This is a genomic window from Oerskovia sp. Root22 (assembly GCF_001429135.1).
Classification (GTDB): Bacteria; Actinomycetota; Actinomycetes; order Actinomycetales; family Cellulomonadaceae; genus Oerskovia; species Oerskovia enterophila.
On the sequence record NZ_LMIL01000002.1, the window covers coordinates 16,005 to 32,513 of the forward strand.

Annotated in this window: 15 protein-coding genes; 7 read left to right on the forward strand and 8 right to left on the reverse strand. The window is 72.4% G+C overall.

Annotated elements, in window-relative coordinates; translation table 11 throughout:
* Positions 1-22: 22 nt before the first annotated feature.
* From ASE15_RS03575 to ASE15_RS03590, 4 genes are all read right to left on the reverse strand, one after another.
* Positions 23-1,705, reverse strand: coding sequence for a polyamine aminopropyltransferase (locus ASE15_RS03575; protein WP_235534146.1), 1,683 nt, complete (start codon positions 1,703-1,705; stop codon positions 23-25).
* 2 nt (positions 1,706-1,707) lie between these two features.
* On the reverse strand, positions 1,708-1,932 hold the full coding sequence (locus ASE15_RS03580) for a DUF350 domain-containing protein (protein ID WP_056647350.1): 225 nt from the start codon (positions 1,930-1,932) through the stop codon (positions 1,708-1,710).
* 107 nt (positions 1,933-2,039) lie between these two features.
* The gene (locus ASE15_RS03585) at positions 2,040-2,777 is read right to left on the reverse strand and encodes a DUF4178 domain-containing protein (protein WP_056647353.1); all 738 of its coding nucleotides are present in this window, start codon (positions 2,775-2,777) and stop codon (positions 2,040-2,042) included.
* The gene (locus tag ASE15_RS03590) at positions 2,777-3,133 is read right to left on the reverse strand and encodes an S-adenosylmethionine decarboxylase family protein (RefSeq protein ID WP_056647356.1); all 357 of its coding nucleotides are present in this window, start codon (positions 3,131-3,133) and stop codon (positions 2,777-2,779) included. The genes ASE15_RS03585 and ASE15_RS03590 overlap by 1 nt, the downstream gene beginning before the upstream one ends.
* Positions 3,134-3,418: 285 nt before the next feature.
* On the opposite strand from ASE15_RS03590, the gene ASE15_RS03595 reads away from it, so the two are divergent.
* From ASE15_RS03595 to ASE15_RS03605, 3 genes are read left to right on the forward strand one after another with little or no spacing between them, the layout of a single operon-like run.
* A complete protein-coding gene (locus tag ASE15_RS03595; protein ID WP_056761556.1) occupies positions 3,419-5,776 on the forward strand; it encodes an arylsulfatase in 2,358 nt (785 codons plus the stop codon).
* Positions 5,777-5,779: 3 nt separating this feature from the next.
* Complete coding sequence (locus ASE15_RS03600; RefSeq protein ID WP_082618190.1) at positions 5,780-6,775, forward strand: HAD family phosphatase; 996 nt, start codon at positions 5,780-5,782, stop codon at positions 6,773-6,775.
* A complete protein-coding gene (locus ASE15_RS03605) occupies positions 6,772-8,559 on the forward strand; it encodes a SulP family inorganic anion transporter (protein ID WP_235534147.1) in 1,788 nt (595 codons plus the stop codon). The genes ASE15_RS03600 and ASE15_RS03605 overlap by 4 nt, the downstream gene beginning before the upstream one ends.
* On the opposite strand, the gene ASE15_RS03610 is transcribed toward ASE15_RS03605, so the two are convergent.
* Positions 8,546-9,697 carry a serine hydrolase gene (locus tag ASE15_RS03610; protein ID WP_056761560.1) on the reverse strand — a complete coding sequence of 384 codons (1,152 nt, stop codon included), beginning with the start codon at positions 9,695-9,697 and terminating at the stop codon, positions 8,546-8,548. The two genes, ASE15_RS03605 and ASE15_RS03610, sit on opposite strands and share 14 nt — an antisense overlap.
* A 77-nt stretch (positions 9,698-9,774) precedes the next feature.
* Between ASE15_RS03610 and ASE15_RS03615 the strand changes: the two genes are divergently transcribed.
* Positions 9,775-10,359 carry a sugar O-acetyltransferase gene (locus ASE15_RS03615; protein ID WP_056761563.1) on the forward strand — a complete coding sequence of 195 codons (585 nt, stop codon included), beginning with the start codon at positions 9,775-9,777 and terminating at the stop codon, positions 10,357-10,359.
* Positions 10,360-10,456: 97 nt separating this feature from the next.
* Positions 10,457-11,458, forward strand: coding sequence for an LLM class flavin-dependent oxidoreductase (locus ASE15_RS03620; protein WP_056761567.1), 1,002 nt, complete (start codon positions 10,457-10,459; stop codon positions 11,456-11,458).
* Between the two features lie 72 nt (positions 11,459-11,530).
* On the opposite strand, the gene ASE15_RS03625 is transcribed toward ASE15_RS03620, so the two are convergent.
* The 3 genes from ASE15_RS03625 to ASE15_RS03635 are packed head-to-tail and all read right to left on the reverse strand — an operon-like array spanning position 11,531 to position 12,869.
* The gene (locus ASE15_RS03625) at positions 11,531-11,839 is read right to left on the reverse strand and encodes a hypothetical protein (protein ID WP_056761571.1); all 309 of its coding nucleotides are present in this window, start codon (positions 11,837-11,839) and stop codon (positions 11,531-11,533) included.
* A complete protein-coding gene (locus ASE15_RS03630) occupies positions 11,836-12,210 on the reverse strand; it encodes a UBP-type zinc finger domain-containing protein (RefSeq protein ID WP_056647374.1) in 375 nt (124 codons plus the stop codon). Before ASE15_RS03630 ends, ASE15_RS03625 begins: the two co-directional genes overlap by 4 nt.
* Positions 12,207-12,869 (reverse strand): hypothetical protein, encoded by a 663-nt coding sequence (locus ASE15_RS03635; protein ID WP_056647377.1) that lies wholly within the window; start codon positions 12,867-12,869, stop codon positions 12,207-12,209. The genes ASE15_RS03630 and ASE15_RS03635 overlap by 4 nt, the downstream gene beginning before the upstream one ends.
* A gap of 342 nt (positions 12,870-13,211) precedes the next feature.
* Between ASE15_RS03635 and ASE15_RS20725 the strand changes: the two genes are divergently transcribed.
* Both ASE15_RS20725 and ASE15_RS03640 read left to right on the forward strand, forming a co-directional pair.
* Complete coding sequence (locus ASE15_RS20725; RefSeq protein WP_157257399.1) at positions 13,212-13,367, forward strand: hypothetical protein; 156 nt, start codon at positions 13,212-13,214, stop codon at positions 13,365-13,367.
* A gap of 161 nt (positions 13,368-13,528) precedes the next feature.
* Positions 13,529-16,495, forward strand: a complete 2,967-nt coding sequence (locus ASE15_RS03640) for a helix-turn-helix transcriptional regulator (protein WP_056647380.1) — start codon at positions 13,529-13,531, stop codon at positions 16,493-16,495.
* Positions 16,496-16,509 lie beyond the last annotated feature (14 nt).

Here is a 16,509-nt window from a genome sequence, read left to right on the forward strand (position 1 = left end):
CGCACTCAGCGGCGGGCGCCGTTCAGTACCGCCAGCGCGACATGTCCTGCTGGTACGTCCGGTAGATCAGGGGCGACAGCAGCGTCGAGGCCTTCATCTCGACCTCGGGTCCCGGGTGGTCGCCCGCGAGCGTCGCGGTGGCCCGCAGCGAGTCGAGCGTGTGGAAGCGCAGCCCCTCCGGGAGGGGCGTGGCGCCGAAGAGGCGCGCTCCGCCGTCGGGCCCGAGGGTCCCGTCCGCCGCGGACCCACCCTGCCCCGGCGCGGCCGGGAGCGACAGGACGAAGCCCCACTCCCCGAACGACGGCACGTTGACCGACAGCGGCACCACGGTCCGCCCCGGCGAGCCCGCACGAACGGTCGCCGCGACCTGCCAGTACGCGTTCGGCGTGAAGTACGACGACGTCGCCTGGGTCGCGTACACGCCCCCGGGCCGCAGGTGGTTCGCGACCATGGCGTAGAACTCGGTCGAGTAGAGCTTGGCGATGCGCTCGTTGGACGGGTCGACCAGGTCGATCAGGACCGCGTCGAACGTCTGGTCCGTGGTGTCCATGAACCGGAACGCGTCGCCGTTGACGACCGTGACGCGCGGGTCGTCGAACGAGTGCTCGTTGAGCTCGCTCACGAGTCGGTCGGTCCGGGCGAGCTCGGTCACGGCCGGATCGAGGTCCACGACCGTGACCTCCCGGACGCTCGGGTAGCGCAGGACCTCGCGCGCGAGCAGCCCGTCCCCTCCCCCGAGGATCGCCACGGACGCGGGCGCGGCGACCGACGTGAGCGTCGCGTGCGCGAGCGTCTCGTGGTACCTCGCCTCGTCGACCGACGAGAACTGGAGCTGGTCGCTCAGGTAGAGCCGGACGTCGTCGCCGAACGTCGTCAGGACGAGCTTCTGGTACGACGTCGACTCGTAGTGGACCACCGGGTCCTGGTAGAGCCGCGTGTTGATCGCACCCTCGATCGCGTTCGACGCCCCGAAGCACACCACGAGGAGGACCACCGTCGCCCAGCTGAACCACGTCCAGCGCGTGCGCCGCCCCATGCGCCGCAGCATGAACACCGCGACCAGCACGTTGAGCAGCGCGACCGCGTACGCCGTCCGCATGAGCCCCAGGTACGGGAGCATGACGAACGGGAAGAGCAGCGACGCGGCGAGCGCGCCGAAGTAGTCGACCGCGAGCACCTTCGACAGCAGCCCGACCGACTCGTCCCGGCCGTGCTCCTTGAGCAGCGCGACGAGCAGCGGGATCTCGACGCCGATCCCCACGCCGATCGCGAGCGAGAGCAGCACGAAGACCAGCCAGTACACCTGGGTCAGGCTGAACGCGGCGTAGAGGATCAGGACCGAGCTGCCGCCCAGCAGGGCGAGCGCGACCTCGTTGCGCACGAAGTTCAGGCCGGGGTTCGTGGCCAGGCGCGTCGCGAGGAGCGAGCCGATCCCCATGCCGAACAGCGTCAGGCCCGTCGCGACCGAGAACGCGACGACCGAGTCGCCGAACAGGTAGGACGCGGCCGTGCCGAGGATCAGCTCGTAGATGATCCCGCCGACCGCGACGAGCAGCGCCGCCGCGAACACGGTCGGCTTGTCCATGCTGCGGCCCGACGGCGGCGCGTCGCCCGGGAGCGGAGCGTCGCCCGACGGCGGCGCGTCCCCCGGGAGCGGCTCGCCCCCGGCGAGCGGCGCGGTCTCCGTCTGCGTCTCGCCGGCCACGGTCAGGAGAGGATCGTCCCCGCGATGATGATCCCGATGGCGATGGCCAGCCCGGCGATCATGATCCCGAAGGCCGTGTTGTGCTCGTCGACGAGCTCACGGTGCAGGTTGAGCTTGAAGAGGTAGTTGACGATCACGATCGTCAGGACGAGCAGGACGATCCCCAGGACCGAGTAGACGATCGTGGAGAGGAAGGCGTCGAGGCGCAGCTGGTCGAGGATGCTCATGGTTGCTCCAGGTGGGTCGCGGTGCGGTCGGGTGGTCGGTGAGGACGGGTCGTGCTGAAGGGCTTCGGGTGCCGGCGCGCTCTGGGCCGGACGGTCTGCGGGCCGGGCTACTTGCCGAGGCCGCCGCCACCGCCGCCGTAGACCGAGCGGCGGTAGCAGGTCTGGTCGTCGTCCTGGGAGACGACCTGGTCCGACGGCGCGGCCTGCTCGACGGAACGCGGCGTGCAGTAGGTGTCGTTGCGCGGGCCGCACGAGCTGAACAGCATCGTCGCGAGGACCCCGATCGCGAGGAACGCGCCGACGAGCTTGACCGAGACGTTCCGCGGCGCGATGCGCTTGCCGAAGTGCGCCTTCTGCCCCGCGACGTCCAGGACGGTGCCGTGATAGAGGTCGATGATGCGGTCGTCGAACTTCTCGAGCGAGAGCACCATGTCGTTCGTGCGCAGCTCGGCGTAGGCGACGGGCTGCCCGATCGACAGGTCGTACGTGAACGACCCGTCGAGCGACCGGATGGTCCCGACGCCCGCCTCGGTGACCGTGGTCCGATAGGTCCGGCCGCTCAGCGTGACGTTGACGACCTGCCCCTTGCGCAGGCGCGAGGGGTCGAGGCGCTCGGCGCTCTCGGCCGGGCGGTAGAGGGTCACGGCCTTGGTGTAGTGGTCGTACTCGACCCAGAAGTCGAGGTTCTCGTACCCGAGGACCTCCCACTCCTCCCAGTAGTACGTGACGCCGTCGCTGGGGTCCTGCTCGCCGTAGACGACGACTCCCTGCGGCAGCGAGCGCCACGGCGGCGCGCCGATCAGGTGCTTGCCGAGCGTCATGCGCGCCTTGGGTCGGGGCGCCATCAGAGGAGGGTCCGGACGGTCACGCCGGCGGCGGAGAAGGTCTCGCGCAGCAGGCTGCGCGTCTCCTCCTCGAAGCTGCCCGACGACGGAGCGCGGCACGTCGTGAGGGTCAGGTAGGCGGTGCCTTCCTCGGGCCACGTGTGGACCGCGAGGTGGGACTCGGCCAGGAGCGTCGCCATGCTGAACCCCTGCGGGGCGAACCGGTGCGAGGTCTCGCCGAGCGGGGTGAGCCCCGCACGGTCGACGACCTGGGCGATACAGGTGCGGACGGTCGTCTCGTCGTCCAGGAGGGCGGGGTCGCCTCCGGAGACGTCGAAGACGTAGACGAGGTTGCGGTTGACCTGATCGGTCGGCACGTGATCTCCCTGGGCTGCGGCTGGCCGGGTCACGCTAGCGGACGCCCGACCTTCCCGAAAAATGCGGACGGCCCCTGGGACGCGAGTTCACCCGGGCCGCTCACCGAGCGCGCCCGGGCGTCCCGGCCTAGCGTGTGTGACCGGGGCCTCGGCACGGATGCCGGAGCCCTCTGCACGTCCGCTCCAGCAGTACCTCGACGTACCGCACGACCCGACCACCCGGTCCGGTGCACGGCGCCGCCTGCCGTCCCCCGGACCAGCGACGGCGACCCCGGAGGACATGACATGACGCAGGACGCACGGCAGCGCGGCGCTCTTCCCATCCCGGACCTGGCCTACACGGGGACGGTGACGTACGACGCGACCGACCCGGACACGCACTACCCGCCCATCGAGCGGCTCCTGCCTCCGGAGGGCGCGCCCAACGTCCTGGTCGTGCTGATCGACGACACCGGGTTCGGCGCGTCGAGCGCGTTCGGTGGCCCGGTCCAGACCCCGAGCTTCGAGCGGGTCGCCGCACAGGGGTTGAAGTACACGCGCTTCCACACCACGGCGCTCTGCTCCCCCACCCGGGCCGCGCTGCTGTCCGGCCGCAACCACCACTCCGTCGGGATGGGCGGTATCACCGAGATCGCCACGAGCGCGCCCGGGTACAGCTCGCTGCGACCCAACAGCTGCGCACCGCTGGCCGAGACCCTGAAGCTCAACGGCTACAGCACGGCCCAGTTCGGCAAGTGCCACGAGGTTCCCGTGTGGGAGGCGAGCGCCGTCGGGCCGTTCGACCACTGGCCGCACCCGGGCGGCGGGTTCGAGTACTTCTACGGGTTCATCGGCGGCGAGACGAACCAGTGGTACCCGGCGATCTACGAGAACACCTCGCCGGTCGAGCCGTGGGGGACGCCCGAGGACGGCTACCACTTCATGGCCGACATGACCGACAAGGCGATCGACTGGACGCGCCAGCAGAAGTCGCTGGCCCCGGACAAGCCGTTCTTCACGTACTTCGCGCCGGGCGCGACGCACGCCCCGCACCACGTGCCCACCGAGTGGTCGGACAGGTACAAGGGCGCGTTCGACCAGGGGTGGGACGCGGTGCGCGAGGAGACCTTCGCGCGGCAGAAGGAGCTGGGCGTGATCCCGCAGGACGCGGTGCTGACCGCGCGCAGCCCCGGCATCCCGGCCTGGGACGAGATGAGCGAGACCATCAAGCCCGCGCTCGCCCGGCAGATGGAGGTCTACGCGGGCTTCCTCGCCTACGCGGACCACCACGTCGGCAGGCTGCTGGACGCCCTCGAGGACATGGGCGAGCTCGACGACACGCTGGTCTACGTCATCATCGGCGACAACGGCGCGTCGGCCGAGGGGTCGATGCACGGGACGACGAACGAGGGCTTCACGATCAACCACATGAACGACATCGAGACCGAGGAGTACGTCGCCGAGCACATCGACGACATCGGGACCCCTCGCTCGTACAACCACTACGCGGTGGGCTGGGCGCACGCCATGGACACGCCCTACCAGTGGACCAAGCAGGTCGCGAGCCACTGGGGCGGGACGCGCAACGGCACGATCGTGAGCTGGCCGAACGGAGGCGTCGAGAAGGGCGGGATCCGGAACCAGTTCGCGCACGTGATCGACGTCGCGCCCACGGTCCTGGCCGCGGCGGGCATCCCCGAGCCCTCGACGGTCCACGGCGTGACTCAGCGCCCCTACGAGGGCACAGCCATGAACTACACGTTCGACGACGCGGCCGCGCCCGAGCAGCACGTGACCCAGTACTTCGAGATGGTGGGCAACCGGGCCATCTTCCACAAGGGCTGGACCGCCGTCGCCAAGCACAAGGACCCTTGGTTGGGTTCCGACCACGGGCTCGACGAGGACCGGTGGGAGCTGTACGACGTCGAGACCGACTGGACCCAGTCGCACGACCTCGCTGCCGAGCAGCCCGAGAAGCTCGCCGAGCTCCAGCGCCTGTTCCTCATCCAGGCCGCGCGCTTCAACGTGCTGCCGCTCGACATCCGCACGGCCGAGCGGTTCAACCCCGACCTGGCCGGGCGTCCGTCGCTCATCACGGCGCAGAGCCAGACGCTCTATCGGGGCATGCGGCGGCTGAGCGAGAACTCGGCCATCAACATCAAGAACAAGTCGTTCACGGTCACCGCGAAGGTCGAGGTCCCCGAGACCGGCGCCGAGGGGGTCCTCATCGCCCAGGGCGGGGCGTACGGCGGCTGGTCGTTCTACGTGACGGAGGGCAGGCTCGCGTTCGCGTACAACCTGCTCGGCATCCACACGGACATCGTGCGCTCCGGGTCCCCGGTCCCGGCGGGAGAGCAGGAGCTCCGCGTGCACTTCGCGTACGACGGCGGAGGTCTCGGCAAGGGGGGTGACGTCACCCTGTTCGTGGGCGAGCAGCAGATCGGCGCGGGCCGCGTCGAGCGCACGATCCCCTTCCAGTTCACGTTCGACGAGACCGTCGACGTGGGCCAGGACCTGGCCTCGCCCGTCTCGAGCGACTACGGCCCCACGGGCAACGAGTTCACGGGGACGATCGACCGTGTGCGGATCGACCTCGGTGACGACGACCACAGCCACCTCATCAGCGACGAGCACAAGTTCGACGTCGCGATGATGAAGCAGTAGCCAGTGCCCGGCCCCCTGCCGTCCTGGGTCGACGGCGGCGCGCGCGAGGCGATCCTTCGCTTCGTCGAGCGCGTCGCCGTCGGCCCCGACGCACTGCCCCCGGCCGAACGCGTCGCGGTCTTCGACAACGACGGCACCCTGTGGACCAAGAAGCCCATGCCCGTCCAGCTGCACTTCCTGGTCGAGCAGTGGGCCCGGGCCGCCGCCGCCGACCCGGCCCTGGCCGAGGACCAGCCCTACCGTGCGGCCGCGAGCGGGGACCTGGCCTGGCTGGCGCGCGCGGTCGACAAGCACTACGCGGGCGACGACTCGGACCTCGGAGTGCTGATCAAGGCCGTCGTGGCCGCCCAGGCCGGGCGATCGGTCGGGACCTACGCGCACGCGGTCCGGACCTTCCTCGACGAGGCCACGCACCCGGCGCTGGGCACCCCGTACCGGTTCGCGACGTACCAGCCCATGCGTGAGCTGCTGGACCTCCTGCGCGACCACGGATTCTCGACGTACATCACCTCGGGCGGCGACCGCGACTTCATGCGGCCGTTCACCGAGGACTACTACGGCGTGGCACCCGAGCAGGTCGTGGGGTCCAGCCTGGGTCTGACGTACGACGAGGAGACGGGCGACGTGGTCTACGGCTCGTCGTTCTCGTTCATGGACGACGGGCCGGAGAAGCCCGTGCGGATCTGGAGCCGGGTCGGGCGGCGGCCCGTGCTCGCGGTCGGCAACTCGAACGGCGACGTGCCCATGCTCGGGTACGCGGCCGCGCACCCGCTCGGCATGGCGGTCCTGATCCACCACGACGACCCGGGCCGTGGCGACCTGCCGTACGACACGGGCGCGGAGCAGGCGCTCAGCGTCGCCGCGGACAAGGGCTGGACCGTCGTGAGCGTGCGCGACGACTGGTCGCAGGTGTTCCCCGTCCCGTCGACCGATCCTCCGGGCCAGTCGACGGGCGGTGCCCTGGGAGCCGTCGCACAGGACGGGGCGGAGGCTCCGTGACGTCGACGCCCGCAGCGCCACGGCCCACGCGCTCGGGGATGCTCGGCGTCGACCTCTTCCCCACCCTGCGGGGGTACCGCGCGGCCTGGCTGCGCCGCGACGTCGTGGGCGGGCTCTCGGCGGGCGCCGTCGTCGTGCCGCAGGCCATGGCCTACGCGACCATCGCGGACCTGCCCGTGAGCTTCGGCCTGTACACGTGCATGGTCCCGCTCGTCGTGTACGCGCTGCTCGGCGGGTCGCGAGCCCTGAGCATGAGCACGACGTCGACGATCGCGACGCTGTCGGCCTCGACGCTGCTCGCGGCAGGGGTCGCGGCCGGTGCCGAGGACCCGGCCCGCGCGGTGTCCACGCTCACGCTCCTCGTCGGCGCCCTGCTGCTCCTCACCCGGGTCCTGCGCCTCGGGTCGCTCGTCGAGAACATCTCGCAGGCCACGCTCGTGGGGATCAAGGCCGGGGTGGGCGCGACGGTCGCTGCGGCCCAGCTCCCGCACCTGCTCGGGGTGCCCGCCGACCCCGACGCGACCGGCTTCTTCCGTGTCGTGGGGTCCGCGCTCGGCCGGCTCGACCAGGCCGTGCCCGCGACGGTCGTGCTCTCGGTCGGGAGCATCGCGGTCCTCGTGCTGCTCGGCCGCCTCGCTCCGAGGGTGCCGGCGCCGCTGGTCGTGGTGGCCGCGGGCATCCTGCTCGTGGCCTTCGCGGGGCTCACCGACCACGGCGTCGCGGTCATCGAGCCGGTCCCGCCGGGGCTGCCGCTGCCCGTCCTGCCGGACCTGTCGCTCGTCGGCTCGATGCTCGCGGGGGCGAGCGCGATCGCGATCATGGCGTTCCTCGAGACCGTCGCGGTGGGCCGCGGGGTGCGCCGGCCCGACGAGCCGCAGATCTCGCCCGACCAGGAGCTCCTGGCCAACGGCGTCGCGGCGGTCGTCGGGGCGTTCTTCCGGGCCATGCCGCCCGCGGGCGGGTTCTCGCAGACCGCGGTCAGCCTGCGCGCGGGGGCGCGCACCCAGGCCGCGGGGCTCGTGACCGCGGCCCTCGCCGTCCTGGTCGCGCTGTTCCTTGCCCCCGTGCTCGACGACCTGCCGCAGGCGACGCTCGGCGCGATGGTCGTCGTCGCGACCGTGAGCCTCATCAAGGTCGGGGACTTCGTGGTCTTGTGGCGGATCAACAGGGTCGAGTTCGCGGTCGCGGTGGTCACGACGGGGATCGGGCTCGTCGCGGGACTGCTGCCCGCGGTCGGCGTCGGCGTCGGCCTCACGCTGCTGCTCGTGCTGCGCGAGCTCGACCGGCCGCGCGTCGTGCCGCTGGTCCGCGCTCCCGAGGGCGGTTGGGCGCCTGTGGACCGTGGATCGGCTGCGGGGGACGACTCCGCGGAGGACGCGGCCGTGGCCCGCGAGGTCGCGCGCGAGGCGGCGCTCGAGTCGGGCGTCGCGCCCGGCGTCCTGGTCCTGCACCTCGACGCGGGGCTCTACACCGCGAACACCCGGCCCACGGTCGAGCGCGTCCTCGCCCTGGCCCGTGCCAGCAGCCCGACGCCGCGCGCCGTCGTGCTGGAGTCGGGGGCCCAGCGCGGCGTCACGTCGACCGTGCTCGACGGTCTCGCGGACCTCGACCGGCAGCTCGCCGGGATCGGCTGCACGCTCCTGCTCGCACGGGTCCCCCGCGCGACGACCGACCGCGCCATGGCTTCGCCCTGGTTCGCCGCGCTCGTGGCCGACGGGCGGCTCCTGCCGAGCGTCGACGCGGCGGTCGACGCGGTCCAGACCCTGCCGGCTACGCCCCGGTGATCAGCGCGTCGAGGCGCCTGATCGGGTCCCAGGCGCCGTCCTCGCTGTTGGACACGACCACGAGCGTCACGCCGGGCTCGCCGTCTCGCCCGGGATAGTGCCGCACGATCGCGCTCGACCCCGTGTTGATCCCGTCCTTGGAGAACGACCGGACCGTCCCGTCCGCCGTCACCTCGATCTCGAGGCCGAACGCGAAGTGCACGGCCGCCGTCTGCCCCGGCCCGGCACCCTCTATCTCGTGGTGCAGGGCTTGCGGGGTCACGAACGCCTGGGTCAGGTCGGGTGGCAGGAGCTCGCCCGCGCGGACTGCGTCGAGGAAGCGGACGAGATCGGCCGCGGTGACGTGCGCGCCGCCGTCGGGCGAGCCGATGGGCGGGTAGCTGTAGATGTTCTGCCGCCAGCCCACGATCGGGTGTGCGTCGCGCTCCCCGGCGTGGGCACCGTCGTCGGGCGCGCCGTCGTCGGGCACGGGAGCGCGGACGGGCTCCCAGCCCTCCGCGACGTCCGGGACCGCCTCCCGCATGTCGAAGAAGCCCGACGACGTCATGCCCGCCCGCGCGAAGACGTGCTCGCGGACGTAGTCGCGGTAGGTGAGGCCCGTGGCGTGCTCGAGAGCCAGGCCCGCCAGGACGTAGCCGACGTTGCAGTAGCGGCACCCCTCGCCCACAGGGAACGTCGGGGTCTTGTGGACGAACTGCGGCAGGAAGTCCGCGGTCCGGGTGACCGAGTAGCTCGGCTTGTCGACCCACAGGGCCTCGTAGGACTCGCCGGCCTCCTCGTCGGCGTCGTCCGCGATGCCCGAGGTGTGCGAGAGCAGGTGCCGCAGCGTCACCTCGCGCGGGATGCGGGTGCCGTCGAGGTCGACGACGTCGTGGATCGAGGCGTCCAGGTCGAGCGTCCCCGCGGCGACCTGCTGGAGGACCGCGACCGACGTGAAGAGCTTGGTCACCGAGGCGACGTCGAAGCGCGTCGAGGCCTTGACGGGGACGCCCCAGCGCCGCGAGGCCAGGCCGTAGGCCCCCTCGAAGAGCGTCCTGCCGTCCTGGGACACGAGCACGACCCCCGAGAACTCGTCCCGCGCGGCGGCTTGCCGGAGGTGGTCGTCGAGCGCGGAGAAGGCCGCGGGGGTAGTGGTCATGCCCTCGACGGTAGGCCCGCCGGGCAGGCGCGGGCCAGGACAATTCCTGCTCGTTCGAGGCGTGGCAGGATCGAAGGATGGACCTCGAGGACTTTCTGGACCACGTGAACCGCGGCGAGCTCATCGAGGGCGGGTCCGAGCAGCACGCCTTCATGCACGGAGCGGCCCAGGAGGCGCTGCAGGTCGTCGCCGACCTCAACTCCGGGTACCGCACTCCGGACGAGGTGCGCGCGCTGCTCTCCCGACTGACGGGGGTGGTCGTCGACGAGTCGGTCACGGTCTTCCCGCCGTTCTACTGCGAGTTCGGCAAGAACCTGACCCTGGGCAAGGACGTGTTCATCAACAGCGGCTGCCGCTTCCAGGACACCGGGGGCATCACGATCGGCGACGGGACCCTCGTCGGGCACGGGTGCACCCTGACGACCCTGAACCATGCCGTCGACCCCGCCCGCCGGGCGGACATGATGCCGTCACCCATCAGGATCGGGCGCAAGGCCTGGCTCGGGGCCGCGGTCACGGTGGTCCCCGGGGTGACGATCGGTGACGGTGCGATCGTCGGCGCCGGGGCGGTCGTGACGAAGGACGTCCCGGCCGACACGATCGTCGCGGGGGTTCCCGCGAGGATCCTGCGCACCACCGGCTTCGACGCTTCGCTCGACTGACCGAGTGCCCGCGCACGGCGGGGTGCGACGATTCCCCCGCATGGCTCGTCGCCCCCTGACCCCACCATGGAACCGAACCGTTCGAAGGAGAACCACGATGCCCCGTCCCCGCCTCGGCGTGATCGTCCCGCGCGACCTGCCGATCGCCGACCTGTTCCCGTTCGCCCTGCGTGCCGAGGAGATCGGCCTCGACGAGATCTGGGTGGTCGAGGACTGCTTCTTCCGGGGCGGGATCGCGCAGGCCGCGACGATCCTGGCTCGGACGCAGGCGATCCACGTGGGCATCGGCATCCTGCCGGCCGCTGTCCGCAGCCCGGCCATGACGGCGCTCGAGGCGGGGACGCTCGCCGAGCTCCATCCCGGGCGGCTGCTGCTGGGGATCGGGCACGGGATGCCCGAGTGGATGCGCCAGATCGGCGTGTGGCCCAAGAGCCCGTTGACGCTGCTCGAGGAGACCACGGGCGCGGTCCGCGCCCTCCTGCACGGCGAGCGTCTCAGCGTCGACGGACGCTACGTACATCTCGATGACGTTGCGTTGTACAGCCCTCCGGCCGTCGCACCGCCCGTCCTCAACGGGGTGCGCGGACCTCGATCGTTGGAGGTCGCAGGCCGCGTCGCCGACGGCACGATCCTCGACATGCCCGTGACCCCCGAGTACCTGGGGACGGTCCGCGCGGCGGTCGAGCGCGGCCGGGCCGCAGCCGGTTCGAGCGCCCCGCCCGAGCACACCCTCGTCGCGTTCAGCCTCGCCGTGGTGCACGACGACGTCGCGACGGCCCGCGAGATCGTCCGGCCCGCGCTGGCCACGTTCGGCGCCGCGGACTGGACCGCGCAGATCGACCCGCTCCCGTTCGCGGCAGCGTTCCGGGAACTGCGCGACTCGACTGGCACGCCGCAGGAGTTCTCCCGGGCGCTGCCCGACGAGTGGGTCGACCAGCTCGCGATCGTCGGGCCCCCCGACGTGGTCCGGGCGCGGCTGGCCGCGCTCGAGGCCAACGGGGTCAGCAGCGTGGTGGTCGTTCCCACGAGCCCCGACCCGGACCGGCCCGACGACCCCTTCGCGGCGCTCGACGCGCTGGCACGGGTGGTCCGGGACTGAACGTCCTGGCTGCACCTGGCGTGCCGAGAAGTGAGTTGAGGCCCCTGATCCGCGCGGATCAGGGGCATCAGCTCACTTCTCGGCGGAACCGGCACGGCACGTCCGGTCCCCGCGACGCCGCCGGAACTCGTCGAGGAGCTCGGCCACGCCGTCGTCGGGCTGGAGATAGCCCACCGGTGTCCCGTGCTCGTCGGTCTGCTGGAGATCGATCCCGAACAGCTCTTCGAGGGCCCAGAGCGAGACGTCGTCCCAGTCGAGGCTGTCGTCGGTGTACCACCGCCCGGCCCATCGATCGGCCTCGTCGCGGGTCATGGACCCGTCGACCAGTCCCACGAGCCGAGCCTCGATCTCGTCGAGGCCGGGCTGTCGCTCACGGCTCAATGGATCAGCTCTCGCCAGTTCGCGGGCACGCGGCTCGCGGGCCCCGGGGTCGTCTGGTCCTCGGGGTGCGCGAGCGGGGGCGCGAGCTCGGGCCCGTCGAACGCCTGCGCCGTCACGTAGTCCCAGTACCAGTCCTCGCCCGGCTCGTAGCTGCGCATGAGCCGGTGCCCGGTCTGGGCGAAGTGCGCGGTCGCATGCTGCGACGGAGACGTGTCGCAGCACCCCACGTGGCCGCACTCCGCGCACCGACGCAGGTGCACCCACCAGCCCGCGGCCTGCTCGCACTCGGCGCACCCAGGACCGCTCGGCGGCACCGTCAGGTCGAGGGACTCCTCGAGGCTGGGCGGGCCGCCGCTCTCGGCCGCCGTCACACCTGGGCCCCGACGCTCCGGACGACCGGCTCCCAGTCCTTGGGGTCGAGCGGCTCGGCGGGCTCGGCGGCCGCCCATCCGCGTGCGGCCTCGATGGTCGACGAGAGCAGCTCGTAGAGCGCGTCGTCGGCGTCCCGGGACCCGGCCTCGGCGATGCCCTGGACGGCTGCCGCGACGATGCTCGGCGCCGCGTCACGGGCGAACCGCGCGGGGCGCAGGCGCGACCCCTTGCAGAACGACTCGGCCCACGCCGCGGTGCGCGGCACCTTCTCCAGCGCCTCGACCGAGGCCTGCGTCCGGGTGCCGGGCTCGCGGTCCTCGAGCTGGTCGAGCATGCGCTCGCCCGCGATGATCGCGACAGCGAGGACGTCCTGGCGGTCGCTCGGGGCGACGGGCAGGGCGGTCTGCGCGGCACCCAGGGCGATCCACACGCTCCAGCGCGGGTCGTCGCTGCGCAGCCCGATCACGGACGGGATGAGCAGGGCCAGGCGGGGCCGGGCCGTGTCGCTCGTGAGGTCGTTGACCGCTCGCGCGAGCATCGCGACGAGCGGGTGCGTGCACTGGGGGTGGTCGCTCCAGCGTTCGCCGGCCAGGTACGACGCGAGCTCCATGAAGCACGCGCCCTTCTTCGGGTTGCGGTGCTTGCCGCGTCCTAGCATCGGTAGCACGTCGTACGTCGATGTCACGAGGGCACCTCCATCAAGGGGTCCGGTCCATTCCAGTCTGCGACCGCCTCCCGGAGTTGGCAACGGGTGGGCACCTCCTCCCGGACGGCCCGACGGCGGAGCGCCCGTCTAGCGGCTCGGCTCGCCCCCTGCGGGGCGCGGGCACATCGTCCCGAACCCCCCCTAAGGCACCTCAGACCACCTCAGGTGAGATACGCCGTCGGGCCTGAGGTGGTGCGTGCCCAGAACCTGCCCGGTCGACCGATACGCCGCCTCGCGCCTCAGCACCAGAGTGAGGGTCAGGCGGACGCCAGGTCTGCCGGAACGGGGAGCATCATGAACGAGTTCAACGGCCCGTCTCTCGAGACGGACTTCCGTTACCACCAGCAGCTGGTCCGTGCGGACTTCTCGCCCGGGGAGAACGTCCTCCTGCGGTGGCTCCGCAGCCACGTCGGCAGTCAGCACGCGAGCACCACGGGTCAGGGCGGATGACGGAGCCCTCCTCCGGACGGGTGAGCCGGGGACGACGACCGCCCTCGGCACCACCCAGCACACCGTTCGCGGACGGTCCGGAGGAGGACTTGGTCACACCGGGTGCGGAGTATCAGGAAACTTCGTGGCAGCCGTCTGTGGCCACTGCAAGGATGGGCGGTATGCCGCGCCCCTCCCAGGCTCATTTCGTCGCAAGACAGCACCAGCTCGACGTGATCGCCGCAGCGGTGCGCCGTGCTGCCGCCGGGGACCCGGGCGCGATCCTGCTCGGAGCCGACGCCGGGGTCGGCAAGTCACGCCTCCTCGTCCGGGCTGCCGAGCTCGCGCGCGAGGCCGGGGCGACCGTGGTCGTGAGCCACTGCGTGGACCTGGGCGACGTCGGGCTCCCCTACCTGCCGTTCACCGAGGCGCTGTCCGAGCTCCGCGCGGCCGACGAGGTCGTCGACCGGACCATCGACGGTCGCCCCGCGCTGGGCCGGCTCCTCGACGCGGGCCCCTCGGCCCTCGAGGGCAACGGTGAGGACCAGGCCGGGCGCCTCCAGCTCTTCGAGGCCATCACCGCCGCGATCACAGCCCCCGGGCGCGCTGGGGCGCCCCTCGTGCTCGTGATCGAGGACCTGCACTGGGCCGACCCGTCGACGCGCGACGTCCTGCGCTTCCTCGTCGCGCGGCTGCGCGCCGAGCACCTGCTCGTGGTCGCGAGCTATCGCGCCGACGACCTCCATCGCCGCCATCCTCTGCGCCCCGTGCTCGCCGAGCTGCGTCGGCACCCGCGCGTCGAGCACCTCGACGTGGCCCCGTTCACGCCCGCCGAGCTCAAGCAGTTCACGACCGCGGTCGCCGGCAAGGCCCTGCCCAAGAACGACTTCGAACGGGTCATGAAGAGGTCGGAGGGCAACGCCTACTTCGCCGAGGAGCTCGTCGAGGCCGGGCCCCAGGCCGACGCCCTGCCCTGGTCCCTCGCCGACGTGCTGCACGCCCGCCTCGAACAGCTCGAGCCCGACGTCCAGCAGCTCGCCCGCATCGCGTCGCTCTCCGGGCGCGTGGTCGCCGAGCCGCTGCTGCGGGCCGTCGTCGGGCAGGACCTGGGCGTCTTCTCGCTCGGTGGGCTGCGCGCGCCAGGGACCCCCGCCACCCGCGCTGCGTGCGACCAGGCGTTCGACGCGACGCTCCGCGAGGCCGTGGCCCACCACGTGCTGACGATCGAGTCGGGCCGGATCGCGTTCCGCCACGCCCTGCTGGCCGAGGCCATCTCGGCCGACCTCCTGCCCGGAGAGCTCGCCGCGCTGCACCGCGCCTACCTCGCCGCCCTGACCGAGGACCCGTCGCTGGGCTCGCCCGCGCAGCGGGCCCACCACGCCCTCTCGGCCCACGAGACCACGACCGCGCTGGTCGCCTCGCGCGAGGCCGCCCGCCGAGCGGCGCGTGTCCTGGCCCCTGCCGAGGAGCTGCGGCACCTCGAGCAGGTGCTGCGCCTGTGGGACGCGGTCCCCGACGCCGCGGAGCTGCTGGGCGAGGATCGTGTCGACGTGGCCGTCGCGGCAGCGGCCGCGGCGAGCCGCGCAGGCGAGCCGGACCGAGCCGTCGCGATCGCCCGCAAGGTCGTCGAGTCGACCGCGGGCGACCCGCTGCGCCAGGCCTCGCTACGCCACGTGCTCTCGCTCCACCTGCTGGGGATCGAGCGTGTCGAGGAGGTCATCGAGCACACGGCCGCCGCGCTCGAGGTCCTGCCGACCGAGCCCCCGTCGCGCGACCGGGCCTGGACCCTCGCGACGCGCGCCCGCGCCGCGATGAACCTGGACCGCGTCGACATGGACGTCGTCGCGCAGGAGACGGCCGAGGAAGCCATCGCGGTCGCCCGGGCGATCGACGCCCCCGACGTCGAGGCCGACGCGCTCACCACGCTCGCGGTCCTCGAGGTCGACGACGCGGACCGCGCGGCCTCGCTCCTCGCGACGGCCCGCGAGCGCGCACAGGCCGCGGGCGACCTCCTGACCGAGATGCGGTGCTGGTACAACATCGCGGCCAACCGGTACTACTCGGGCGACCTGGACCAGGCTCTCGTCGAGGCGCACACGGGCCTCGAGCACGCGGTCGCCGCGGGCCTCGGATGGAACGGGTACGGGGTCGAGCTGCGCCTGTTCGGCGAGCTCGTCCGGTACGCGACGGGCGACCTGCGCCCACCGCCGTCGTCGCCCGAACCACCGCCGCCCAGCGCGGTCGCCGCGCTCGCCGCGGTCCAGCTCTACGCGGCCGTCGCCCGAGGCGACGAGGACGTGATCGAGCGCGCCCGCGGGCTCCGCCCCGAGTGGCAGCGCGACGGGCAGATCGCTCTCATCGCGGGCGGTTGCATGATCGACGCGCTCGTCTGGTCGGCGCATCGCGACGAGGCCCTGACGCTCGCGCAGGAGCTCATCGGCTACCTGGGACGCACCTGGAGCGACTACTTCCTGGGCCGGATCTGGATCTCGGCCCTCGCCCTTGCCGCCCTGGCGGACTCCGCCGAGGCACGCCGTCTGGTCGGCGCCACCACGGCGGACCTGCAGTCGCACGGCGACGCGCTGCTCGCGGAGGCCGAGACCACGGCGCTGCGCGGCCGGCCGCGCGGGGGCCGCCTCGGACCCGAGGGGGTCGCGTGGCTCGTGCGAGCCCGGGCGGAGCACAGCCGTCTCTCGGGGACCGACGACCCGGCGCTCTGGGCCGAGGCGACCAGCGCGTTCGACTACGGCTACCGCTACGAGGTCGCCCGGTCCCGCTGGCGGTGGGCGCAGGCGCTGCTCGGTGTGGGCGACCGCGAGGAGGCCGCGACCCAGGCCGGTCAGGCGCTCGAGGACGCCGAGGACATGGGCGCCGGGCCGCTCACGGGCGCCCTGCGCGACCTGGCACGCCGCGGGCGCCTGGACCTGCCGGGGCTGCGTCGCGGCGCGGTGACGGTGCTGACCGACCGCGAGGAGGAGGTCCTGCTGCTGGTCGCCCAGGGCCTCACCAACCGGCAGATCGGCGAGCGCCTCTTCATCAGCGGCAAGACCGTGAGCGTCCACGTCTCGAACGTGCTCGCCAAGCTCGGGGCGTCGGGGCGCACCGAGGCCGTCTCGATCGCGCACCAGCGAGGGCTGATCGAGGTCTGACCGCGGGTGTGGTT